Raw genomic sequence first — 23,857 nt, forward strand, 5'->3', positions numbered from 1 at the left:
ATTAACCGGAGGCCGTTGCCGTTACTTGTTGATAACCTGGCTTATGCCTTGGGGTGCGCCTGGTTAAATACTCTCTTTATTTTGTCAATGGAATTGTGCGTGTATACCTGCGTTGCAGCCAGGCTGCTGTGTCCTAAAAGATCCTTTACAGCGCTTATTTCCGCCCCCCTGTCCAGCAAATGCGTGGCATAGGTGTGTCGCAGTATGTGCGGGCTTTTTCGTTCTGAAGTCGTACTGAGCATATGCCTCTTCACTATGCGGTAAACCATCATCGGATAACATGACTCGCCTGATGACGTAACGAAAAATGGCCCTTCGTTCGTTTCGATGATCTCTCTTCTCCTGGCTAAATATTCCTGAATCATTGCCACCAACGATTTTCCAAATGGAATGACTCGCTCTTTGGAGCGCTTGCCTAGAACTTTTACGTTCCTGTCAGCCAGGTTGAAAGCTGAATCGGTAAGTCCAAGAAGTTCCGACAGGCGCATTCCTGTACCATAAAACAGTTCGAGTATAAGCCGGTCGCGGGTGCCCTCAAAATCGTCGGGGAATGGTGCACTAAACATTGCATCAACCTCCTGCTCCCTGATAAAGGAGGGAAGGCGTTTTGAGGTCTTCAGCACAGTAATCTTAAATGAAGGATCAACAGTTATTGACCCCTGTATCATCAGGAACTTGTAGAAAGCACGCAGTGTGGCAATTTTTCGATTGATGGACACAGGCTGGATGCCCTCCTCGGTAAGGCTGATTATCCACGAACGGATCATGGGATAAGTTGCCCGCCCGGGGTCACTTTCTTCAAATGAGGTGCTAAGAAACGTCGCAAATTGAACAATATCGTTTCTATAGGCGGAAAGAGTGTTCCTGCTGAGCCGTTTTTCGAATTGCAGGTACTTAAAAAATGTCTCCGTCATACGCGTCGAATACCTGTGATCAACGCCTAATATAAAAAAAAGTCCCCTCTTGAAAAATCAAAAGGGGACATGTTGATAAAATGACTGCCGTTTGTTGATAACTGTTTAAGTTGTCAACAAAAGCCGTATAGATTATCTTATGAACGCTATACTTTGGTCTCCGCCATGCGCATGCGCTCGCGATAAGCGGCGCGAATGATCTCAGCTCTGCGAGCAACTGAAGGCTTCGTAAAAGACGTACGCGAACGCAATTCCTTCAACACACCTGTCTTCTCAAACTTCTTCTTAAAGCGCTTCAGGGCCTTATCGATAGATTCGTTTTCCTTAACGTTTACTATGAGCATATTTTAAACTTAGGGCTGCAAATATAGAGAAAAAGTATTAGCCGACAACAACCTACTTTAAAATTGACCTCGAAATTACCAGCTTCTGGATCTCGGACGTACCTTCACCGATAGTGCAAAGCTTGGCGTCCCTATAATACTTCTCCGCCGGAAAGTCCTTCGTGTATCCGTAACCTCCAAAAATCTGCACCCCGTCGTTGGCAACCTCAACAGCAGTTTCAGAGGCAAACAGCTTTGCCATTGCAGATTCGCGTGTCACCTCACATCCTCTATCCTTCAGATCACCAGCACGATACGTAAGAAGGCGGGCGGCTTCTATCTTGGTAGCCATGTCCGCCAGCTTAAAGGATATCCCCTGGAAACTGGATATTGGTTGATTGAATTGGTGCCGCTCTTTGGAATACTTCAGGGCTGCCTCATAGGCTCCTGTCGCTATCCCAAGGGCAAGCGAAGCAATCGAAATCCGGCCTCCGTCTAGGACTTTCATGGCCTGCTTAAACCCATCTCCCTCTTTCCCTATCAACTGACTTTCAGGAATACGACACTCATTGAAGATAATCTCTGCAGTCTCCGACGCCCTCATACCAAGCTTATTCTCCTTCTTTCCGGCCGTGAAACCAGGTGTTCCACGATCAACTATGAAGGCAGAAATGTTGCCTGAAACACCAACAGGCCCTGTCCTGGCCAAAACCACGGCAACATCCCCCGACCGGCCATGGGTAATGAAATTCTTGGCTCCGTTTAATATATAGTATGAGCCATCACGTACCGCCGTCGTACGCATGTTCCCCGAGTCAGATCCGGTATTTGATTCTGTCAGGCCCCACGCCCCCAGCCACTCTCCGCTGGCAAGCCTCGGAAGGTAGTTGCGCTTTTGCTCTTCACTCCCAAACAGCAGAATATGGTTGGTACACAACGAATTATGGGCGGCAAGTGAAAGACCAATAGACCCATCAGTCTTCGAAATCTCTACTATCGCCGTTATATACTCAGCATAGCCGAAGCCAGAACCGCCATATTGCTCGGGAACCAGAACCCCCATGAGACCAAGGCCCCCCAGCTTTTTAAAAACTTCAGCCGGAAACTCCTGTGTTTCATCCCATTTCATCATGTCGGGAACGATCTCACGCTCGCAAAACTGCCGAACCATGCTCCGGATTAACAACACATTCTCACTTTCTGCGATCTTTAGAGGCATTGATTCATTTGTCATGCCCCAAAGTTACCCTTCATACGGGAACTAACAAACAGATGTTAGGCGCAATAGCAGCGCATGACTAAACTTTTGCGAATTCAGAATATTCATCATTAAGATTAAACCGTAAGTACCGTTATTTTGCCCCTCGAAAAACTAGCATCATGAAAATAGCTGTAGTCGGAACGGGATATGTGGGTCTGGTAACAGGGACCTGTTTTGCTGAAACTGGAAATACTGTAACCTGTATTGATATCGATAAAGAAAAGGTCAAAAAGCTTCAAAGTGGCGTCATCACGATCTATGAACCAGGCCTTGAGGTTCTTTTTGAAAGAAACATCAAACAAAACCGCCTTCACTTTACTACCGACCTTCAGGAAGGAATCAAAGATGCAAAAATCATCTTCCTGGCTTTACCAACCCCTCCCGGTGAGGACGGATCTGCCGACCTGAAATATATCCTTAAGGTTGCTGACGACCTTGGACCTTTGCTCAATGCATATACTGTGATTATTGACAAGAGTACCGTGCCAGTAGGGACTGCCGACAAGGTAAGGGAACGCATTGCCAAAAACGCAAAGGTCGAATTTGATGTCGTTTCTAATCCTGAATTCCTCCGCGAAGGCGTAGCCGTAGAAGACTTCATGAAGCCTGATCGTGTCGTCCTGGGTACAACATCTCCCAAGGCAAAGCACGTAATGGAAACGCTATACGGTCCGTTCCTCAGACAGGGCAATCCTCTTATATTCATGGACGAGCGCTCTGCCGAACTGACTAAGTACGCCGCCAACTCATTCCTGGCTACCAAGATTTCGTTTATGAATGAAATAGCCAACCTCTGCGAACTGGTAGGTGCTGATGTTGATGCAGTCAGGAAAGGTGTTGGCACGGACAGCCGCATCGGAAAACGCTTCCTCTTTCCTGGTATCGGATATGGCGGAAGTTGTTTCCCGAAAGACGTACAGGCTCTCGCCAAATCGTCACTCGACGTGAAGTACGATTTCAAAATCCTCAATGCCGTAATGGAAGTAAACCAAACGCAAAAGCTTCGGTTGCTGCCGAAGATCAAAGCGTTCTTCAACGGCGATCTTAAAGGTAAAACAATCGCCTTCTGGGGATTGTCTTTCAAACCTCATACGGACGACATTCGCGAAGCTCCAGCGCTTTATAACATAGAAGAATTGCTGAACGAAGGCGTTACGATCAAGGCACATGACCCTGAGGCAATGCCAAACGTTAAGAGGATCCTCAAGGACAAAATTCAATACTTCGATAACCCTTACGATGCCGCTCAGGATGCTGATGCAATATTCATTGCAACGGAGTGGCCAGAGTTCAGAACACCTGACTTTGAGAAATTGTCCTCGATCGTAAAGAGCAAAGTTATTTTCGACGGCAGAAACCTATATGACCTTAATATCATGAAAGAACTTGGATTTGTATATCACAGCATCGGAAGGGAGGCAATTCAATGAGTAAGAAACGCATATTGATCACCGGCGGCGCCGGATTTCTGGGGTCTCATCTTTGTGACCGTTTTATCGGCGAGGGATTCCACGTAATTGCGATGGACAACCTGATAACTGGTGACCTTCGTAACATCGAGCATCTATTCAAACATCCTGATTTTGAATTCTATCACCAGGATGTTTCTACTTACGTGCACATCCCCGGCGAATTGCATTACATTCTGCATTTTGCTTCACCGGCAAGTCCAATAGACTACCTTAAGATTCCTATTCAAACACTTAAGGTAAGTTCGCTGGGTACACACAACCTGTTAGGATTGGCCAGAGCAAAAAAGGCAAGGATCCTCGTTGCCTCAACGTCTGAAATCTATGGCGATCCCTTGGTGCACCCTCAGGTCGAAGAATATTACGGCAACGTGAATGCGGTTGGACCTCGTGGTGTATACGACGAAGCAAAGCGTTTTCAGGAAGCAATAACCATGGCCTACCATACTTATCACGGCCTGGATACACGCATAATCCGGATATTCAATACCTATGGTCCCCGCATGCGATTGAACGACGGAAGAGTACTTCCAGCTTTCATCGGACAGGCTTTGCGAGGTGAAGACCTGACAGTATTTGGCGACGGTTCTCAAACCCGTTCTTTCTGTTATGTCGATGATGAAGTAGAGGGCATCTTCCGCTTACTGATGTCGGACTATACACTTCCGATGAACATTGGTAACCCGAATGAGATTACTATCAGAGACTTTGCAGAAGAGATCGTAAAACTCACCGGGACAAAACAAAAGGTTATCTATCAACCTCTGCCGAAGGACGATCCAAAGCAACGTCAGCCGGACATCACAAAGGCCCGGCAGATCCTGGGCTGGGAGCCCAAGATCTCCCGCAGCGAAGGTTTGAAGAGAACTTATGAGTACTTTAAATCCTTGCCTACTGAGTTGTTGTACCAGCGCGAACACAAGGATTTCGAAAAGTACAAGCGCTAGAGCATAGCATCGGGCGCCGTTACGGGTCATAGTATGCCTCTTTAACCCAAACGGACCCCATTGCAGGCAGCCGGAATTACTACTACATACTACAGGATGTTTTCTGTGGATCGGGGGCGATGACAATAATTGTGTAAGTTTGCCCCCGATCACACAAAAAACAGAATGTCAAGACGAAGTCTGCTTATAACCGGTGGTGCAGGATTCATAGGATCCCACGTTGTCCGCTTATTCGTTAACAAGTACCCGGATTACACAATAGTCAACCTGGACAAGTTGACTTATGCCGGCAACCTTGAGAACCTCAAGGATGTTGACTCAAAACCAAACTATCACTTCGAAAAAGGCGATATCCTTGATGTCGAATTTTTAGCCAGCGTTTTCAAAAAATACTCGATCGATGGTGTCATCCACCTCGCCGCGGAGTCTCATGTGGACCGATCACTTCACAACCCGGCGGAATTTGCAACTACCAACATCATCGGCACACTTCATTTGTTGAACGTCGCCCAAACGATTTGGAACAACGACTTCCAGGGAAAGTTATTTTATCACATCTCTACTGACGAAGTTTACGGCTCAGCCGAAAACGGATCCTTCTTTACAGAAGAAACCCATATCGATCCGATGTCTCCTTACTCGGCGTCGAAGGCAGGAAGCGATCACTTCGTGAAGGCATTTGGCAACAGTTACAAATTGCCGGTAAGAATCAGCAGGTGCTCTAATAATTATGGACCATACCATTTCCCGGAAAAGCTCATTCCTTTGATGATTAATAACATCATCAACAACAAACCGCTTCCGGTTTATGGGAAAGGAGAAAACATCCGGGATTGGTTGTTTGTTGTCGACCACGCCCGTGCTATCGATGAGATCTTTCACAAAGGGAAAGATGGTGAGGTATATAATATCGGCGGTAACAACGAGTGGAAGAACATCGACCTTGTAAAGTTCCTGTGTTATCTCATGGACAAGAAACTGGGCCGCGAGGAAGGAACAAGCGCAAATCTGATCACTTATGTGAAGGACAGGCCCGGCCACGACCTTCGGTATGCTATCGATGCTTCGAAACTAATTGCGGAAACAGGATGGCGCCCAAGCGTCACCTTTGAAGAAGGCCTCGAAAAGACAGTGGATTGGTACCTGGCTAATCGCCAGTGGCTCAACAATGTCACTTCCGGAGAGTACATGAAGTATTATACAGGCATGTATCAGAACCGCTGAGACCCATTGAGTCGACGCCTGTTAGCGGGATATTTGAACAAACTTTATTAATTTTCTGTTGCTGATTTCGCGGAACGCCTGACTGTCGCGACTGTCCCTTCAAGATGAGGCTTGCCCTATTGCTTTGAAATAAAAAAGCTTTACTTTTGCGAAGTTTCTTGGAAATTTAAAATGAGGGGACAGTTTAGTCCCCTCTTTGTTTTAGCGTATTTCCGTATGGAAATCAGAGATGAGATAGTAAAAATCGCAGAAAGCAAGCTCGCGGATCCTGGCCACTTCGTGGTTGATGTCGTGGTTTCACTTCGCGGCAAGCACAAAGTTCTCGTTTTTGTTGATGGAGACCAGGGAATCACTATCGACCATTGCGCTGATTTGAGTCGGGCAATGTCTGAAGAGTTGGACCGGCTTCCAGGACTCAACGATAGTTACGTGCTGGAAGTCTCGACGCCGGGGGTTGATTATCCCCTGAAATTTGACCGGCAATACGGAAAGCACGTGGGCAGAACATTGAAAGTTGTGCTTCGCGATCAATCGATTGAAGGAAAGCTCGTAAATGTTTCGGGCGATGGAATCACACTCGAGCAGGCAACGGGTTCGGGCAAGAAGAAAGAAGTAAAGGTTATAGACATTAAGTTTTCAGATATCGAAAAATCATTTGTGTTAGTAAGTTTCAAATAGAGTACCAATGGATGCACATGAATTAATTTCATCGTTCGCTGAATTCGCGAAACAAAAGAACATCGATCGCCCGACGATGATCAGAATCCTCGAGGATGTATTTCGCAACATGATCAAGAAAAGGTTCGGCTCTGATGAGAAGTTCGACATCATCGTCAACGCCGACAAAGGTGACCTTGAAATATATCGCTTCCGGGAAATTGTCGATGACGATTCTGAAGACATTTGGGATTTCGACAAGATAAGCTTGTCCGATGCACACAAGATCGAGCCTGACTTTGAAGTGGGTGAAGAAGTATCTGAACAGATATTCATCGACGATTTCGGCAGACGCGCTGTGACTACAGCGCGGCAGACATTAATTCAAAAAGTGAAAGACCTGGAAAAGGATATCCTCTTCCAGAAATATAAAGACCTCGTTGGTGAAATTATTGCCGGCGAAGTCTATCAGGTACTGAGCAGAGAAGTATTGCTCACCGACGCAGAAGGCAACGAGGTGGCTATACCACGCAGCGAACAGATCCCTAAAGATCGCTATCGTAAGGGAGAAAACGTGCGGGCTATTGTACACAAAGTGGACATGGTCAATGGCAATCCAAAGATCATTCTTTCGCGTACCTCTCCCGTATTCCTCGAGCGTTTGTTCGAACAGGAAGTACCCGAAGTTTACGACGGACTGATCACCATCAAGAAGGTCGTTCGCGAGCCTGGTGAGCGTGCCAAAGTTGCCGTAGAATCTTACGACGATCGCATCGATCCGGTAGGTGCCTGCGTAGGTATGAAGGGTTCACGCATCCACGCGATCGTACGTGAACTGCAAAACGAGAACATCGATGTGATCAACTTTACGGAGAACCTTGAGCTTTTCATTCAACGTGCGTTGAGTCCTGCCAAGATCGTCTCCATCAAAATTGACAAAGACAACGGACGTGTTTCGGTGTATCTGAAACCCGATCAGGTTTCACTGGCAATCGGTAAGGGTGGCTTGAACATCAAACTGGCCAGCAGATTGGTGGGTTATGAAATTGATGTGTTCCGCGAATTGGCAGAAGGTCAGTCGGAGGAGGATGTGGATCTCAACGAGTTTGGCGACGAAATCGAAGGATGGGTAATCGACGAACTGAACCGCATCGGCCTCGATACCGCCAAGAGCGTATTGGCATTATCGAAGGAAGAATTAGTAAGACGCACGGATCTTGAAGAAGAAACCGTTGATGGAGTTCTTACAATTCTGAAGAAGGAATTTGAATAAAATAGTCCTGAGTATTGAGTCCTAGTCCTGGGTCCTGACTCGAGCAGTTAAGGGCTTGGACTTTAAGATCTTGGAGCAATCGTTCCCGGGTCAAATACTAAATACCAAGGACTAAAGACGAACGACTATTATTATATTTGAGCATGGCAGAGGAAAAATTGATAAGGTTGAGTCAGGCAGCAAGGAAGTTGAACGTAGGTCACAATACGATTCTCGACTTTCTGTCAAAGAAGGGATTTGAGGTAGAGAATAACCCCAATGCTAAGCTTACGCCTGAGCAAGTTGCCTTATTGTCCAAAGAATTTGCCTCTTCTGCCACCGAAAAACTCGAAGCTTCCGGATTGTCAATCGGCGTTAAGCACATTGATGCCACACAGGTCGAAAAAGAAAAAGAAAGCCCTGTAAAGAAGCGGGTGGAAGAAGAAGAGAGCAGCATAATGATCAAGAACCTTGGATCGAAAGATCTCAAGGCGAAAGAAGAGCCCAAGCCACAGAAGGTTGAAGTTGAAAAAGCAAAGCTGGAAGGTATCAAGGTTCTCGGTAAAATAGAATTAGAGAAAAAGCCGGTTGTTAAGGAAGAGGAGAAGGTTGTCGAGGTAAAAGCGCCAGAGCCGCCGCCAGTAGTAGTAGTGGCGCCTCCACCACCGAAGGAAGAAAAGGTAGTTGAGAAGAAGCCAGAAGTTGTAGTACCACCTCCTACTCCTGTGGTTGTAGCCAAGCCTCCGGTTGTGGAAGAAAAGCCTGAGCAGGAGCTCATCAAAGGCAGAGCAGACAAACTGCAGGGATTGAAAGTACTGGACCGGATTCAACTTCCGGAAAAGAAGAAGGATGCTCCGGTAGCATCTTCAGATACACAAAAGGATGCGAAAGCAAAACGTCCGCGCAAGCGCATTGCAACCGACCAGCCTCAGGGTGGAGGTCAGGCGCCGCCGCAGAACGATCCACGCCGTCCAATGCACGGCGGAGGCCAGCAGCAACGCGGTCGCGGACCACATGGCCCGCCGCCACCACGCATTCAAAAGGCTGAACCTACCGAAAAGGAAATTCAGGATCAGATCAAAGCTACACTCGCGAAGCTCTCCGGAAGCGGTAACAAAAAAACTTCAGGCGCCAAGTATCGTCGCGAAAAACGTCAGGCAAATTTCGATGCCCAGGAGCAGCAGATGCTTCAGGATCAGGAAGCATCAAAGACACTTAAGGTTACCGAGTTCATTTCGGCAAACGACCTCTCGTCAATGATGAACGTGTCGGTCAACGATGTCATCTCTACCTGCTTGAGTTTGGGTATGTTCGTTTCGATCAACCAGCGCCTCGATGCAGAAGCCATCACGGTCATCGCCGATGAGTTTGGCTATGCAGTTCAGTTCACGTCTGCAGAAGACGAACTCGAAATGGAGGAAGAAGTGGATGCAGAAGAAGATCTGCAGCCGCGTGCCCCGATCGTAACGATCATGGGTCACGTTGACCACGGTAAGACCTCTTTGCTTGACTATATCCGCAATACAAAGGTGACAGCGTCAGAGGCCGGCGGTATCACTCAGCACATCGGTGCTTACGATGTTACTACCAAGAGCGGTCATAAGATTGCGTTCCTCGATACACCAGGTCACGAAGCATTTACTGCGATGCGTGCACGTGGTGCTAAACTTACCGACATCGCGATTATCGTGGTCGCAGCCGACGATGATGTGATGCCACAAACGAAGGAAGCTATCAACCACGCACAGGTTGCCGGTGTACCGATCGTTATCGCTATCAACAAGATTGATAAACCATCAGCGAATCCGGATAAGATTCGTGAGTCGCTTTCAAAGAACAACATCCTCGTTGAAGAATGGGGTGGTAAATATCAAAGCTCTGAGATCTCTGCCAAGACCGGAAAAGGTATTGACGAGCTCCTCGAGAAGGTACTGCTCGAAGCAGAATTGTTGAACCTTCGCGCGAATCCAAACCGCAATGCGGTGGGTTCTGTAATCGAAGCTTCACTTGACAAAGGTCGCGGATATGTTTCAACGATCATGGTACAAACCGGTACCCTTCACGTTGGTGATATCATGCTGGCAGGTGCCAACTATGGTCGCGTAAAAGCGATGTTCGACGATACCGGCAAACGTGTATCTGATGCAGGACCGTCTACCCCTGTCGTTGTGCTTGGCCTTGATGGCGCTGCACAGGCAGGTGAAAAAGTAATGGTACTGGATACCGATCGCGAAGCGCGCGAAATTGCAACGAAGCGTGGTCAGATCATGCGCGAGCAGAGCATCCGCACGAAGAAGCACATTACGCTTGATGAAATCGGACGTCGTCTGGCGATCGGTAACTTCAAGCAACTTAACGTTATCGTGAAAGGCGACGTGGATGGTTCGGTTGAAGCTTTGACCGACTCGCTCCTGAAACAGTCTACACAGGAGATTCAGGTGGCAATCATTCACAAAGGCGTTGGACAGATTTCAGAATCCGACGTGTTGTTGGCGTCGGCATCCGATGCGATCATCCTCGGCTTCCAGGTGCGACCATCTGCCGCTGCGCGGAAAGTTGCAGAGAACGAAGAAATCGAAATCCGTCTCTATTCAATAATCTACGATGCTATCAACGATGTGCGCGCCGCTATGGAAGGTATGCTCGCACCTGAAACTGAAGAAGTCATCGTGGGTAATGCCGAAGTTCGCGAAGTGTTCAAAATTTCTAAGGTAGGAACAATCGCTGGCTGTATGATAACCGATGGGTCTGTCAAGAGAAGTAATCCTATCCGCCTGATCCGCGATGGTATCGTTGTTTACGCCGGTAAGCTTGGCTCACTGAAGCGTCATAAAGACGATGCGAGCGAAGTGAAGAGCGGATTCGACTGCGGTATTGGTATCGATGGATTCAACGACATGCAGGTAGGCGACGTAATTGAAAGCTACGAACAGCGCGAAGTGAAGCGCACGCTATAATCAATCTGGCACCATTTGGATTGATTGCGTGGTCACGCAGTGTGACCGGTAGATTGAAGCCTTTACATTACGTGAAAACTCCCGGGCGGAATTGGTCGGGAGTTAACATCACAGGTTCTAATCAAGACCGAACTTCAAACCTTGTTTCATTGCGCGCTCATATTTGCGCTGATTAAATCTATAAAGATAGGGAGCCTTATGGGCTCCTCCTGTCTTTCTCTCAGCAAGCCGATCAACCAGATCCATTGACAAGATCTTCTTTTGAAAATTCCTGCGGTCAAGCGGCTTTCCAAGAATCGTCTCATACAGCCGCTGAAGCTCTGGCATCGTGAATTTCTGCGGCAGCAGATCCTTGCCTACCGGGTATTCATTCAAATTACTTCGAAGTGATTGAAGTGCCCTGGTGAGAATAGCATTGTGATCTAGTATAAGTTCCGGTACTTTCTCTACGTCCCACCAGGTACAGTTTGAAGAGAACTCATCCGGCTTCGGTACCACCTGGGAGAAGTCAACAAGAGCCCAATAGCCAATGGTAATGAACCGCTCCATAAACCAGCTTTTGGTTTTCATCCATTTAGGTTGCTGAATACCGTGATTGCCACGATCGCGTTGAGGATCGCCAAAAGTATGAAACTGATTCAGGTAGATGTCTCGTAATCCCGTTCGCGACTGTAGAATTCGTATAGCAGCGTCCTCAACTGATTCATCATGTAGGATGAAACCACCCGGCAAACACCAACGGCCACTTTCCTTCCATTGCAACAAAAGGACCTTCAACTCATTGTCGTGAAATCCGAATATCACGTTGTCTATGGACAGGTGTCGCAGATAGTACAAGTGACCCTTCTCCATTAATTCGCGCTCGCTGAGCGAAACTGCCTTCTTTGCCATTGCGCAATATAACAACTAAAGCGCGGTTTGGACTTTACCGCGTGTTGTTGCACCGATGTCGAATTGATCGCACACCGGTCTCGCTCAAGGTCGCACGATTGATGAATTCATTTTACTACTGACGACTCATTGCTGAGTCAGCAATTAAGAAGTGAAGATGCGGATGGCAACGCTGCGGATATGCGCCTCCTCATAAACAAAAAAAGCCACGCGACATGCGTGGCCCCACTCAAGCAAGCAGAGAGCGGATTTTAGAATTTAACCTCAGGCGCCTTATCAGAACCCTCGGCCGCAGAGAAGCTTTTTCTCACGCTAAAGTCTTCACCTCCTCCGAACCAGTTCAATGCAATTCGGGTGAAGAAACCTCTCACATAGGTGTTATATGTTCTAACAGCCTCATTGTAACGATCACGCGCAACATTGATGCGGTTTTCAGTTCCCTCCAGTTGTGACTGAAGATCCTGGAAATTTTCTGTTGACCGGATCTGAGGATAAGCCTCAAAAGCGAGGTTGATCGCCGTATTAATTTCCCGGCCGGCCAGTTCAAGATCCTCTGGGGTCTTGGCATTTACTATACCAGCGCGAGCCTGTGTTACTTTCACAAGGATCTCCTTCTCATTTTCTGCGGCACCTTTTACTGTGGCCACAAGATTGGGCACGAGGTCAGCTCTGCGCTGATACGCCGCCTGAACAGCGCCCCATTGCTCATTCACTTTCTCCTGCTCGGCGACTGCACTATCATATTTGCTGCCACCCCACGAAATAAATGCGAAAACAGAAACTACAACCACGCCTACGATGATAAGAATGGTGACAAGTCCTTTGCTCATAATTTGTCTTTTGTTCCTAATTTATAAATAAAACACTTCGATTCTTTTAGAAAAGTCATTCAGTTGCATTCTCCATCATGCGCTCAGCACTATCGGCAAGTCGCAATTGTTCGACGAATGCATCAAGGTCGCCGTTCATGACGGCAGGCAAATTGTGTTGAGTAAAACCAATACGATGATCAGTTACCCTGCTCTGCGGATAATTGTAAGTCCTTATTTTTTCCGACCGGTCGCCGGTTCGTACGATCGATTTCCGGGTCGCTCCAATCTCACTTTGCTGCTTCTCCAACTCGATTTCGTAAAGCTTCGTCTTCAACATTTGAAGTGCACGTTCACGGTTTGCATGCTGCGACCTTTCGATCTGGCAGGTGATCACGATACCCGATGGCTTGTGCGTAAGCTGAACTTTCGTTTCAACCTTGTTAACGTTCTGGCCACCCGCACCGCTCGATCGCGCCGTCTGATACTCGAGATCGGCCGGGTTGATTTCGATTGAAACATCTTCCACTTCCGGCATTACCACCACAGATGCCGCCGACGTGTGAACACGCCCCATCTGCTCCGTAGCAGGTACCCGCTGCACCCGGTGCACACCCGACTCAAACTTCAGCAATCCGTATACGGCCTCTCCCGTTACACTACATATCACTTCCTTATAGCCGCCGGCAGTTCCCTCAGTAACATCCAGAACTGACATTTTTAACCCCCGGCGCTCGCAGAAACGCTGATACATGCGCCAAAGGTCTCCTGCAAAAATGGCAGCCTCGTCACCGCCAGTGCCGGCCCTGATTTCAAGCATCACGTTCTTGTCATCGTTCGGATCCTTTGGAATCAACAGTTCCTTTATGTCGGCCTCAACTTTTTCTATGCGTGGGCCAAGCTCATCGATTTCCAGCTTCGCCAGCTCACGCAACTCTTCGTCCTTCTCCTTTTGGAGCACCTCCTTAGCCTGTTGAAGGTGGTTGGTGCTGTCTTTCAGTTCCTTGTATTTAACGACGATCTTTTCAAGATCCCGGTATTCCTTACTGAGTTGTGAGAACTTCTTCATGTCCTTCATCGTGTCCGGCTGAGCCAGCAATAGACCCACCTCTTCGAAGCGTAGTTTCAGTTCTTCCAGTTTTTCAAGCATAACCCTTGTTCAGGCGGCAAAGGTAACTAAAAAGATGCCAGAGCCGATATCTGCAACAATGACCGAAAAACCAACAGCGATCAACTCACTTTCACTTGGAATTGGATCAGATGCGTCCGAATTTTGACATCAGTATTAACTACAAAAACGAGATTACGCATGCGCCGGGGGTATATCGGATTTTCATCAAAGCTTTCTACTCGCCTTGCCGGCAGTCTCAGGATACTGACACCCCTCAGGGGTATAGCACCGTTAATTTTGCTCCTCCTCATCGCCTCCTGTGGAGGATCATCACTCTCGGATGAGCAGCGAAAGAAGCTCCGTCAGGGAATTGATGACACAAAAATCGCTCAGGTCTCCGACGCAGAGATTGTAACGGCCGGCATGGACGAAGGCCGGCGCGTTTTCGAGACATTGGAGAAATCAAACTTCGACGCCAGTGCGCAAAAGCAAATTGCCCACGATAAAAAAGTCAAAGTCAGATATATCACCCCTGGAAAGGGCGATGCGCTCGAAGTCGAAAACCAGATCATTCAGGCCTACATCGTAGGGTCCGTTACTGGCGCTACTCAGGACAACATTCAAAAGCTTAGGTCAGGTGCAGCAACCAGCCTCCAGGACTATGATACCCTCCTGTATTCTCATCCCATCGTTACGTCGATGCCCGACGGATCAGTGAACGTTAATGGCGTATGGAACATCTACCTGGCAAAACGCGAAATCGTTCGTGGCCTCAGCAAAAAATAACCAAACCGTAAGACATCACGCTTTGGCTACACGCTTTTTGGAACCATTCACTGCTTCATACCTCCAGCAATCCACAAGATGATCGTTAATCAGACCGCATGCCTGCATATGGGCATAGATAACCGTGCTACCCACAAACTTAAATCCCCTTTTAATTAAGTCCTTACTCAATGCATCAGATTCTGCTGACGTCGGCGGAACATTTCCAAGCTCCTTCCACGCGTTCACCTTCGGTTTACCCCCAACAAAACTCCAGATATACTTATCGAATGACCCAAACTCCTTCTGCACCTCAAGAAACCTTTTCGCATTATTTACCGCGGCATTAACCTTAAGTCGATTTCTGACAATGCCTGGGTCCTGCAAGATCTTTTCGACGCGCTCTTCAGTAAAACGCGATACCTTCTTCGCGTCGAAGCCGGCAAACGCTTTTCGATAGCCCTCCCGCTTCTTCAAGATCGTCGACCAGCTAAGGCCCGCCTGAGCCCCCTCGAGTATCAGAAACTCGAAATGCACCTGGTCATCGTGAACAGGAACCCCCCATTCTTTATCATGATAGTCAATGTATTCGTCGAACTTCAGACACCAGGAGCACCTGATTTTTTCCTTACCTCCAGCTTTTGTTGCCATATCGATGATGTCTTTGTTTATCTTGTTGTGCGGAATTTGTTTGAGTCGTCAGCGCAATAAAACTATCGAATTAAAACCACGCTGTTATTCAATTACGCGGACAATTAACCTGACAAGATTTTGACATGAACACCATATCATCCATGCCCACTGCCTGCTATCAACACACTGCTAAATTGCACAACAGAACAGTCTACGTATCTGTAGTATACTTGTTACTCGCATTTTCGTGCTCAGCACAAAAAGTAGATTATGATAAGAAGTTAAAAGACCTTGGTATACAACTTCCGACACCGTCCAAACCTGTAGCCAACTACGTTAAGGCGGTACGCGTCGGCAATCTGCTCTTCCTTTCAGGCCATGGGCCGGACCACTCCGATGGAAGCAGAACGATAGGTAAGGTGGGCGCTGATCTTACAATAGAACAAGGTTATGCCGCTGCAAAACTTACGGCCGAAGGACTCCTGGCGACAATGAAGATCGAGTTAGGCGACCTGAACCGAGTCAAGCGAATTGTCAAAGTAAACGGCTGGGTGAATTGCCCTCCCGAATTCGGTGATCAACCTAAAGTAATCAACGGATGCTCCGATTTGATGGTCGCAGTATTCGGTGAGAAGATAGGAAAGCACGCACGGGCTGCCATGGGCGCAGGCTCATTGCCATTTAACCAGGCAGTCGAAATAGAAATGGTCGTGGAGGTCGAGTAGGCCCTCCACTCGTTTTTAGAGAACCTTCATCTTCTCATAAACCGTATAGTGCGAGCCATCCATACCCATGGCTTCATACACTTTCATAGCCCGTTCATTTGTCTTGTCCACGTAAAGCCGCAGACCAATAATGCCCGGATTTTGTTCGATGGCAGTCATAACGTATTCAAACATCTTCTTGAATACTCCGGACTTCCTCGCCGACTCGTGCACGTAAACTGATTGAAGCCACCAAACCATTCCGTTGCGCCAGTCGCTCCATTCGTAGGTGATCAAAAAACATCCAACGGCCTCCTTCCCGTCGCTGGCTACATAATATTCCCCCTTCCCCGGATCATCAAACAAGGCGGTCATTCCTTTGGTTACGGTTTCTGTGGGGAGGTACACGTGCTCCGTTTCACTTGCCAATCGTTGCTGCATTTCGACAAGTACGTGCAGATGCTCGTGGTTCGCTTTCTGTATTAGTATAGACATGCCTTTTTGTTACCGTGTTAAATCGGAGCCTTAAAATAGTCTCGCCGGACGAGTTTCGAAAGCCAACACCCTCATTGCACAACCCATACTGACCGAACGGTTGAGAAAAAATTAATAGATTACCAGGAAAACTAAACCCCCATATAGTTATGCCAAATGAATTTAACCCCAAATCCGGAACAGGTGTATCCAAAGAAGACGCTAAAGGCTGGATCGACAAGTATGATGCCCTCTACCGTAAAGACAAAGAGACCGATACCAAGGCAATCTTCTTTGGTAAAGATGTAGTAGCAAAATTGCTCGTTGGCAAAAGCGCCGGTATCACCATCTTTCTTGGTGTGAAGTACAGCGACATTGTAAAGAAAGAAGTTGTAAACCTGATATTGGTGCCCACCACCGAAGACGGTACTCTCCTTTGGGACAAAACGTCAACTACAGCTCTTAACGACAGCGACGCAGGAGCTTATGACGTTGGTACTCCGTGCCCTCCATACTGCGCGAAATAATTAACCTGCGCCTATATCAACCGTTGGCAATAAAAAAACAATTGAAAAGTGACTCTCGAGTTATATTCCAGGATTAATTACGTGGCGTCAATATTGACCGCTGTTGCGCTGCTCCTCTGCCTTTACAAATTCCCACAACGAAGCCCGGAGATTAAAATACAGGGTCTTAATTTCCTGCTATCAACTGCCGTGGCACTGTACATCATTATCAGCGGCGTTTCCGGTCCGCCAATCAACATTCCTCAGAACATGTACATCATGCCGATGATACTTCTGAACCTGCTGATGTTCGATTTCGCCTGGAATGGTCGTTATCGAAAAGTCACTGTTGCCAGCTCCGTTTTGTTCTGTGCATTTGCTGCCTGGAACTTCCTGTATGGACAGGGGGCAAATTTCAATAGCAATACGATGGTCTTCGGTGGAGTGTTCATCATGATTCATTGTGTACTGTTCTATTACTACCTGCTGGCAGATTTGCCCGTGCAGCGACTGGATAAGCTGCCGATGTTCTGGTTCAACGCAGGATACCTTACCTGCTTTGGAGGTTCGCTATTCATCTTTGCTGCCTATGTCGTTGAAGTCTTTCGTGATTCGCTGCTGTTATACTGGTCTATTGGTAATGTTTTGAGGATTGCACAGTTTATCCTTATCATCGTGGGATTATGGCAGGATCTCCGGAATATCAGGTCGCACTCCTCGTTGCCATCGGCACGGTAGGAATGGTATTTCTGACTGTTGCCATTATCTCTTTCATGATATTCTATCAGAAAAAGATGCTCCAGGAGCAGGTAAACCGGCAACGTGTTGAACTGGAACATCAAACCAAAGTAATGGAAGCCGTGCTCGAATCGCAGGAACTCGAGCGAAAGAGAGTAGCCGCCGATCTGCACGACAGCATCGGCGGAATGCTCTCAGCCATTCGGATGGGCATTACCACCATGAGCCGCCAGCTTCCCGATCCCCTCGCCTTTGAGCCGCAGAAGAAAATGCTCGACGACACCATCGGCTCGGTGCGCGCTATCAGCCGTGAGCTGATGCCTTCCACACTTGAACGATTTGGATTGGTACATGCCTTGCGTGAACTTTGCGACCAGGTACATACAACCTCGCTGCTGCCGGTGAACTTTCACGCCCACGGCGAAGTCGACAACATATTACCGGGCAGACAGCTAATGATATTTCGCATAGCCCAGGAGTTAGTAACGAACGCTGTGAAACATGCAAGAGCCACAGCTATTCAAATGCATTTAGACATTACAGACCAATTGGTACTTAAAGTAGAAGACAACGGCATCGGCTTCGATCCGGAATCACTGAAACATACACCCGGCCGCGGGCTGGGTCTGTTCAACATCGAGAATCGCGTACACCTCCTGGGTGCTAAAATGGAATACACCCAATTCAACAGCCACGGAACGCGTATTATACTAACTGCGCCTTTATGAAGAGTGGCTACAAAGTTTATATCGCCGACGATCACACACTTTTCAGAAAGGCCATGGTCACCTTGCTGCAGACATTCGATCGCGTGGCTGTAGTGAAGGATGCTGAAAATGGCAGAGAGCTGATCAACCTTGTCAAATCCGAAACTCCGGATGTAGTAATTGTAGATCTCGAAATGCCCATTATGGATGGATCTGCAACATGTGAACATTTGATTGCAAAGTATCCCGACGTTAAACTGATCATTCTCACCATGCATGATAGCAACAAGTTCATTCTCCATATGATGGAGATGGGCGTGCATGCCTTCCTGCTTAAGAACGTCGAACCGGAAGAACTCGAAAAAGCATTGTACTCCGTAATCGAGAAGGACTTTTATCACAACGATCTCGTTGCAAGTGTTTTGAGGAAGAACGTGAGAGATAGAGAAAAACTACCTCGTAATAAACCGTTATTTCAGCAAGGAGAGCTAACCGAAAGAGAAAAGGAAATACTGCTTCTCATCTGTCAGGAAATGACTATGAAGGAAATCGGGCAACGACTGTTTCTTAGTGAAAACACGGTGCGCAATCATCGTGTTAACATCATGGATAAAGTAGGGGTAAACAACATCGTAGGGCTCGTCAAGTTTGCCTATGAGGCCGGCATAGTTTCGTAGTTGCTCAAAAACCCGCATAGTATAATTGTACTATTTTTTAATAAGTGTCTAAACTTCCGTTGGCGCACACTGTGGGATTTTTCCTCAGAATCCGTGTTTTCAATCGTTGTGCTAACAACCTTTCCATCTTTATGCACTTTCACAGTCTCGCAATTATCCGATCTTAACGCCCGTAGACGATAAACAAGTCGTCTTCAACACCACCGCCATCAAAGAAGATGAAAATACTTGTGGCTCACAGGCGAAAACAAACCGTTGAGGCAATAAGGTCGGTGCTTTGCAGTGTCAACCCCGTTGTGCTTCATACTGAGTCTGGTTTGGATGGGCTCCTAACCTCGCGAATCGAACATTTCGATCTGATAATCTGCGGCACTGACCTGCCTGTGGTCACAGGCTTTGAGATGATAAGGTCCCTCAGGACCAATTCTATCAATAGGGAGACCCCTGTAATCTTTCTGGCAAATGATGCTAATGAACCTATGCTGCACCTCTGCAGAGCATTAGGCGCTTTGGCAGTACTCGACGAGAGTTCCATTAGTTCGGAACTGGCTCCAATTGTGATGAACAAAGTGGCCAGCAAACCCGATCAGGTATGGGAACCGCTTTCTACGCCGGTTCGCTCTCTCTACTACTAAGACTTGAATGAATCGGATAGCCCGTTCCGGATATCCGGTCAATCAATAGTTGGCTTAATCACAGCACCGCCTCGCCAATACCGGGGCGGTGTTATTTTTTCTCGTCCACAAGCCCGCCAAAGATCCCGTTGATCAATGAAAGGATAAGACTGAACGCCAGCGCCCACCAGAAGCCATCAACCCGAAAGCCCGGAGTCAACGCATCTACCAGCATGATCATGAGCGCATTGATCACCAAAAGAAACAAGCCGAGCGTAAGAATCGTAATAGGTATAGTGAAGATCACCAGAATCGGCTTCACAAGTACGTTTACAATGGAAAGCACGATCGCTACAAGCAACGCGTATCCAAAATGCTCCACATAAACGCCAGGAAGAAGGTAGCCGGTCAGCAATACCGCCAGACCTGACAAAAGAAATCGTAGAATCATGTCAACAGAAATTTGAATCAATTTCTGTTTTTAGGATCAAATGTCAAATTCTAACTTACGGCCATGTACGCCATTGTGGACATTGAGACGACGGGAGGCTACGCTGAAAAGCATCGGATCACCGAGGTGGCAATCTATCACCACGATGGACTCCAGATCACCGATGCCTATCACACACTGGTAAATCCGGGCAGAAACATTCCGCAGTTCATTACGGGCCTTACCGGCATCACCACCGAAATGGTGTTTCATGCACCTGCATTCGAAGAGATCGCCGATGAAATTTTAAAGCGCCTCCAGGGAAAAGTCTTTGTAGCCCACAACGCTCACTTTGACTATGCCTTCCTGAAAAAGGAATTTGAACAGGTTGGAATGAACCTTCAGTCAAAGAAGCTCTGCACGGTGCGCCTCAGCAGAAAGATCATTCCGGGTTTGCGTTCCTATAGTCTGGGCAGTCTTGCCGAAAGCCTCGGCATTCAAATCACAAACCGCCATCGCGCAGGTGGCGATGCGGCAGCTACCGCGAAAATATTTGATCAGCTTCTCAGACGGGACCACGACGGATACATTCTCAAATCACTCAAACGTAATTCTGGCGAAACCGTCCTGCCGCCCAACCTGGCTAAGGAAGAGTTCGATCGGCTACCTGCATTGCCCGGCGTCTATTATTTCCTCAACGACCGTGGCAATGTGATTTACGTCGGCAAAGCCATCAATATCAAGAAACGCATCGCAGGTCACTTCACGGGTGAAGCGCGCGAATGGAGCCGGTCCAAGATCAGAAACGAAATACATCACGTCACCTTCGAACTCACCGGCAACGAACTCATTGCACTCATTCTCGAAGCACAGGAGATCCGACGACTGTGGCCCAAGTACAATCAGGCCCAGAAGTTTCGTGTCGAGGAGTGGGGGATATTCGATTACGAAGATCGTAACGGATATCTGCGCTTTTCTGTTAATACCGTCGCGCGTGGATCAAAACCTTTGATTCGATTCAGTACCAAAGGCGAAGCCTGGAATTTCCTGTGGGAGAAAGTCCGGGCGCATGAACTATGTCCCAAGTTATGCGGACTTCAGATCGCGAAGGGCTTGTGCTTCGATTATCAATCCGGCGGTTGCCACGGTGCCTGTATGGGCGTGGAGCATGTTGAGGAATATAACAAGCGCATGGAGCAGGCCATCGAAGCATTTCATGGCGACGGCGAAACTGTTGCCCTGGTTGGCAAAGGGAGAAATATCGAAGAACAGTCACTCGTGTTGATCGAGAGGGGCGCATACATCGGCTATGGATTCTTCGATCGAGCGATCGCTATCTCTGATTTCGAATCAGCCCGCGACCTCGTAAAGCGCGGCACCGAAAACCGAACCATTCAAAACCTGGTGAACTCCTACATCACGAAGCCCCGCGGCGTATCTGTTGTTACGTTCGAGGGCTAATTCAACTTCTTCACTCTCACACTGTTCCTCACTCTGTTCTTCACTCTCACACTGTTCCTCACTCTTGCACTCTGTAAAATAGGTTTGAGTGTGAGGAACAGTGCGGGAGCGAAGAAAGACCCCGCGGCGCCCAGCCGCCACCTAATTCTTAATTCTTAACTCTTAATTCTTAATTTCTCGGCTTCTCTTCACTCTCACACTGTTCCTCACTCTTGCACTCTGCAAAATAGGTTTGAGTGTGAGGAACAGTGCGAGAGCGAAGAAACAACCCGCCACGTTAATTCCTCGGCCTCTCTTCACTCTCACACTGTTCCTCACTCTTGCACTCTGCAAAATAAGTTTGAGTGTGAGGAACAGTGCGGGAGCGAAGAAAGACCCTTCGGCGCCCAGCCGCCACCCAATTCTTAACTCTTAATTGTTAATTCCTCGGCTTCTCTTCACTCTCACACTGTTCCTCACTCTTGCACTCTGCAAAATAGGTTTGAGTGTGAGGAACAGTGCGAGAGCGAAGAACTTATCGTTGTCCCCTTCCATTCACTCCCGGATATAAACTTGGTACCGCATCACTCTGAAACAACTCCTTCGTCTCCACATTCATCATACTCAGCACTCCCGACCAGCCCGCACCAGTGTCCATCAACCAAACTCCTCCACCCAACACTGGCTTTCCAAAGGGAATGGGCGTATGACCAACATACGTCTCTGCGAAAGGAGTGAGATTTCCAGTAGCCCGCGTGTGGTATGCTTCCAAAGCGCGACGCGCCAGGCTTCGTTCCCATGTAAATGTTTCTATATCCTGAAACGCAAGCGGACGATCAGGATCGTATCCGGCATGAACAAAGCATCGTTCACTAAGTACATAATAGGGGAGTGCGCTTTCAATAAATGCGATATGACTCCCGGGAACACCGTCAGCATAAGATTTCATGGTTGCCTCTCCGCCCTGATTCACCCATGAGGATTGAATTTCTTTTCTCTTCATCCACGGCAGGGACATGGTATCGTGATTGCCCAGCAGGCACGTGAGATGTTTTATCCGCATGAGCTCGTCGATCGACTCACGCGTCTCAGGCCATCCGTCACAGACATCACCGAGAAAGACCAGATGGTCATTTTCATTGTCGAATGAAGATCTCTCCAGGCATTGACGCAAGGCGCGGTATGCCCCATGAATATCACCCAGAACGAACAATTTGCCCATTTCGCTTATTCTACATCCTTTTTTTACACCATAAATTAAGGCCCTATTTGCCAATAATTACACTATTTTTGGCCATCGTATTTATCGCAACAATGCATGGAAGCAGTATCCGCTGAGAAGCACGAAGAACATAAGGCAAAGATCAAACAAGTCTATTCTGAAGTAGGCAAAGTTGTAGTTGGTCAGGAGTATATGGTAAACCGACTCATGATCGGGTTGTTTACTAATGGCCACATATTGTTGGAAGGCGTACCCGGACTGGCAAAGACCCTTACGGTGAGTACCCTTGCTCAGGTGCTTCACCTGGACTTTCAACGCATACAGTTCACACCCGACCTGTTGCCCTCCGACCTTGTTGGAACCATGATTTACAATCAGAAAGATGGACGCTTCGACGTGAAGAAGGGACCCATTTTCGCCAACATTATATTGGCGGATGAGATCAACCGGTCCCCGGCTAAAGTTCAGTCAGCATTGCTTGAAGCAATGCAGGAGAAGCAGGTAACGATCGGGGAGACTACTTTTAAACTGGATCGTCCATTCCTTGTTATGGCCACACAGAACCCTGTTGACCAGGAAGGAACCTACCCGCTTCCTGAAGCGCAGGTCGATCGTTTCATGATGAAAGTGTTTGTCGATTATCCAACAAAGACTCAGGAGATAGAAATCATGCGCCGTATTTCCAACATGCGTTTTGACTTTACCGTCAACACGGTGTTGAGCAAGGAAGACATATTTGCTATCCGTGATCAGGTCAACCGCGTGCGTATATCCGAATCGTTGGAACGATATATTATTGAGCTCGTTTACGCTACCCGCAATCCTGCGGAGTATAAACTTACAGAACAAGGTCAGTACATTCAGTTCGGCGCTTCACCGCGGGCGAGTATCAACCTGAACCTGTCGGCGAAGGCGCTCGCTTACATGGATGGTCGCGATTACGTGCTTCCTGAGGATATCAAGGAAGTAGCAAGAGATGTGATGGGCCATCGCATTATTTTGAACTACGAGGCGGAAGCCGACAACGTAAAGACACAGGACATCATCAAAACCATTCTGAACAAGATCCCTATCAACAAATAGTATTCTGTGCGCGCCCGGTTTAACACCACAGCATTCCGCAATTGATGCA

General features: G+C 47.7%; 25 protein-coding genes. 15 read left to right on the forward strand and 10 right to left on the reverse strand.

The window, feature by feature from the left end:
* Positions 1 to 41: 41 nt before the first annotated feature.
* The 3 genes from WBG78_RS02385 to WBG78_RS02395 form a co-directional block, all read right to left on the reverse strand.
* A complete protein-coding gene (locus WBG78_RS02385; protein WP_337324760.1) occupies positions 42 to 914 on the reverse strand; it encodes a tyrosine-type recombinase/integrase in 873 nt (290 codons plus the stop codon).
* 146 nt (positions 915 to 1,060) lie between these two features.
* The gene (gene rpsU / locus WBG78_RS02390) at positions 1,061 to 1,258 is read right to left on the reverse strand and encodes a 30S ribosomal protein S21 (protein WP_337324761.1); all 198 of its coding nucleotides are present in this window, start codon (positions 1,256 to 1,258) and stop codon (positions 1,061 to 1,063) included.
* Between the two features lie 52 nt (positions 1,259 to 1,310).
* Positions 1,311 to 2,471 carry an acyl-CoA dehydrogenase family protein gene (locus tag WBG78_RS02395; protein WP_443092759.1) on the reverse strand — a complete coding sequence of 387 codons (1,161 nt, stop codon included), beginning with the start codon at positions 2,469 to 2,471 and terminating at the stop codon, positions 1,311 to 1,313.
* A gap of 146 nt (positions 2,472 to 2,617) precedes the next feature.
* On the opposite strand from WBG78_RS02395, the gene WBG78_RS02400 reads away from it, so the two are divergent.
* The 6 genes from WBG78_RS02400 to infB all read left to right on the forward strand — a co-directional run bounded on the left by WBG78_RS02400 (position 2,618) and on the right by infB (position 11,004).
* Positions 2,618 to 3,928, forward strand: coding sequence for a UDP-glucose dehydrogenase family protein (locus WBG78_RS02400; RefSeq protein WP_337324762.1), 1,311 nt, complete (start codon positions 2,618 to 2,620; stop codon positions 3,926 to 3,928).
* Entirely contained in the window at positions 3,925 to 4,914 is a 990-nt protein-coding gene (locus WBG78_RS02405; protein ID WP_337324763.1) for a UDP-glucuronic acid decarboxylase family protein, read from the forward strand. Before WBG78_RS02400 ends, WBG78_RS02405 begins: the two co-directional genes overlap by 4 nt.
* 165 nt (positions 4,915 to 5,079) lie before the next feature.
* A complete protein-coding gene (rfbB, locus tag WBG78_RS02410) occupies positions 5,080 to 6,138 on the forward strand; it encodes a dTDP-glucose 4,6-dehydratase (RefSeq protein WP_337324764.1) in 1,059 nt (352 codons plus the stop codon).
* A gap of 216 nt (positions 6,139 to 6,354) precedes the next feature.
* Positions 6,355 to 6,816 (forward strand): ribosome maturation factor RimP, encoded by a 462-nt coding sequence (gene rimP, locus WBG78_RS02415; protein WP_337324765.1) that lies wholly within the window; start codon positions 6,355 to 6,357, stop codon positions 6,814 to 6,816.
* Positions 6,817 to 6,823: 7 nt separating this feature from the next.
* A complete protein-coding gene (gene nusA / locus WBG78_RS02420) occupies positions 6,824 to 8,068 on the forward strand; it encodes a transcription termination factor NusA (protein WP_337324766.1) in 1,245 nt (414 codons plus the stop codon).
* A gap of 143 nt (positions 8,069 to 8,211) precedes the next feature.
* Complete coding sequence (gene infB / locus WBG78_RS02425) at positions 8,212 to 11,004, forward strand: translation initiation factor IF-2 (protein ID WP_337324767.1); 2,793 nt, start codon at positions 8,212 to 8,214, stop codon at positions 11,002 to 11,004.
* Positions 11,005 to 11,121: 117 nt separating this feature from the next.
* Here infB and WBG78_RS02430 read toward each other — a convergent pair whose 3' ends face one another.
* The 3 genes from WBG78_RS02430 to prfA form a co-directional block, all read right to left on the reverse strand.
* Positions 11,122 to 11,895 (reverse strand): NUDIX hydrolase, encoded by a 774-nt coding sequence (locus WBG78_RS02430; protein ID WP_337324768.1) that lies wholly within the window; start codon positions 11,893 to 11,895, stop codon positions 11,122 to 11,124.
* 251 nt (positions 11,896 to 12,146) lie between these two features.
* A complete protein-coding gene (locus WBG78_RS02435) occupies positions 12,147 to 12,725 on the reverse strand; it encodes a LemA family protein (RefSeq protein ID WP_337324769.1) in 579 nt (192 codons plus the stop codon).
* Positions 12,726 to 12,780: 55 nt separating this feature from the next.
* Entirely contained in the window at positions 12,781 to 13,854 is a 1,074-nt protein-coding gene (gene prfA / locus WBG78_RS02440) for a peptide chain release factor 1 (RefSeq protein WP_337324770.1), read from the reverse strand.
* Positions 13,855 to 14,013: 159 nt separating this feature from the next.
* Between prfA and WBG78_RS02445 the strand changes: the two genes are divergently transcribed.
* The gene (locus WBG78_RS02445) at positions 14,014 to 14,601 is read left to right on the forward strand and encodes a hypothetical protein (protein ID WP_337324771.1); all 588 of its coding nucleotides are present in this window, start codon (positions 14,014 to 14,016) and stop codon (positions 14,599 to 14,601) included.
* Positions 14,602 to 14,616: 15 nt separating this feature from the next.
* On the opposite strand, the gene WBG78_RS02450 is transcribed toward WBG78_RS02445, so the two are convergent.
* Positions 14,617 to 15,231, reverse strand: coding sequence for a DNA-3-methyladenine glycosylase I (locus tag WBG78_RS02450; RefSeq protein WP_337324772.1), 615 nt, complete (start codon positions 15,229 to 15,231; stop codon positions 14,617 to 14,619).
* A 125-nt stretch (positions 15,232 to 15,356) separates the two neighbouring features.
* Between WBG78_RS02450 and WBG78_RS02455 the strand changes: the two genes are divergently transcribed.
* On the forward strand, positions 15,357 to 15,938 hold the full coding sequence (locus WBG78_RS02455; protein WP_337324773.1) for a RidA family protein: 582 nt from the start codon (positions 15,357 to 15,359) through the stop codon (positions 15,936 to 15,938).
* 15 nt (positions 15,939 to 15,953) lie between these two features.
* Here the strand turns inward: WBG78_RS02455 and WBG78_RS02460 are convergent, their stop codons facing one another.
* Positions 15,954 to 16,412 (reverse strand): GNAT family N-acetyltransferase, encoded by a 459-nt coding sequence (locus WBG78_RS02460; protein WP_337324774.1) that lies wholly within the window; start codon positions 16,410 to 16,412, stop codon positions 15,954 to 15,956.
* Positions 16,413 to 16,561: 149 nt separating this feature from the next.
* Here WBG78_RS02460 and WBG78_RS02465 point away from each other — a divergent pair, with 149 nt between their 5' ends.
* The 5 genes from WBG78_RS02465 (at position 16,562) to WBG78_RS02485 (ending at position 19,654) form a co-directional block, all read left to right on the forward strand.
* Positions 16,562 to 16,918 carry a hypothetical protein gene (locus WBG78_RS02465; RefSeq protein ID WP_337324775.1) on the forward strand — a complete coding sequence of 119 codons (357 nt, stop codon included), beginning with the start codon at positions 16,562 to 16,564 and terminating at the stop codon, positions 16,916 to 16,918.
* 48 nt (positions 16,919 to 16,966) lie between these two features.
* Positions 16,967 to 17,635 carry a hypothetical protein gene (locus tag WBG78_RS02470; RefSeq protein ID WP_337324776.1) on the forward strand — a complete coding sequence of 223 codons (669 nt, stop codon included), beginning with the start codon at positions 16,967 to 16,969 and terminating at the stop codon, positions 17,633 to 17,635.
* Positions 17,581 to 18,363, forward strand: a complete 783-nt coding sequence (locus tag WBG78_RS02475) for a sensor histidine kinase (RefSeq protein ID WP_337324777.1) — start codon at positions 17,581 to 17,583, stop codon at positions 18,361 to 18,363. Before WBG78_RS02470 ends, WBG78_RS02475 begins: the two co-directional genes overlap by 55 nt.
* Positions 18,360 to 19,019, forward strand: a complete 660-nt coding sequence (locus tag WBG78_RS02480; RefSeq protein WP_337324778.1) for a response regulator transcription factor — start codon at positions 18,360 to 18,362, stop codon at positions 19,017 to 19,019. Before WBG78_RS02475 ends, WBG78_RS02480 begins: the two co-directional genes overlap by 4 nt.
* Before the next feature lie 218 nt (positions 19,020 to 19,237).
* Positions 19,238 to 19,654, forward strand: a complete 417-nt coding sequence (locus tag WBG78_RS02485) for a response regulator (protein ID WP_337324779.1) — start codon at positions 19,238 to 19,240, stop codon at positions 19,652 to 19,654.
* 91 nt (positions 19,655 to 19,745) lie between these two features.
* Here the strand turns inward: WBG78_RS02485 and WBG78_RS02490 are convergent, their stop codons facing one another.
* On the reverse strand, positions 19,746 to 20,084 hold the full coding sequence (locus WBG78_RS02490; RefSeq protein WP_337324780.1) for a phage holin family protein: 339 nt from the start codon (positions 20,082 to 20,084) through the stop codon (positions 19,746 to 19,748).
* A 63-nt stretch (positions 20,085 to 20,147) separates the two neighbouring features.
* On the opposite strand from WBG78_RS02490, the gene WBG78_RS02495 reads away from it, so the two are divergent.
* Positions 20,148 to 21,524: an exonuclease domain-containing protein gene (locus tag WBG78_RS02495; RefSeq protein ID WP_337324781.1), complete on the forward strand. Its 1,377-nt coding sequence runs from the start codon at positions 20,148 to 20,150 to the stop codon at positions 21,522 to 21,524.
* A 514-nt stretch (positions 21,525 to 22,038) separates the two neighbouring features.
* On the opposite strand, the gene WBG78_RS02500 is transcribed toward WBG78_RS02495, so the two are convergent.
* Complete coding sequence (locus tag WBG78_RS02500; RefSeq protein ID WP_337324782.1) at positions 22,039 to 22,725, reverse strand: metallophosphoesterase; 687 nt, start codon at positions 22,723 to 22,725, stop codon at positions 22,039 to 22,041.
* A gap of 96 nt (positions 22,726 to 22,821) precedes the next feature.
* Here WBG78_RS02500 and WBG78_RS02505 point away from each other — a divergent pair, with 96 nt between their 5' ends.
* On the forward strand, positions 22,822 to 23,808 hold the full coding sequence (locus WBG78_RS02505) for an AAA family ATPase (RefSeq protein WP_337324783.1): 987 nt from the start codon (positions 22,822 to 22,824) through the stop codon (positions 23,806 to 23,808).
* Positions 23,809 to 23,857: the final 49 nt, after the last annotated feature.

The organism is Chryseolinea sp. T2, from assembly GCF_037203685.1.
Lineage (GTDB): Bacteria > Bacteroidota > Bacteroidia > Cytophagales > Cyclobacteriaceae > Chryseolinea.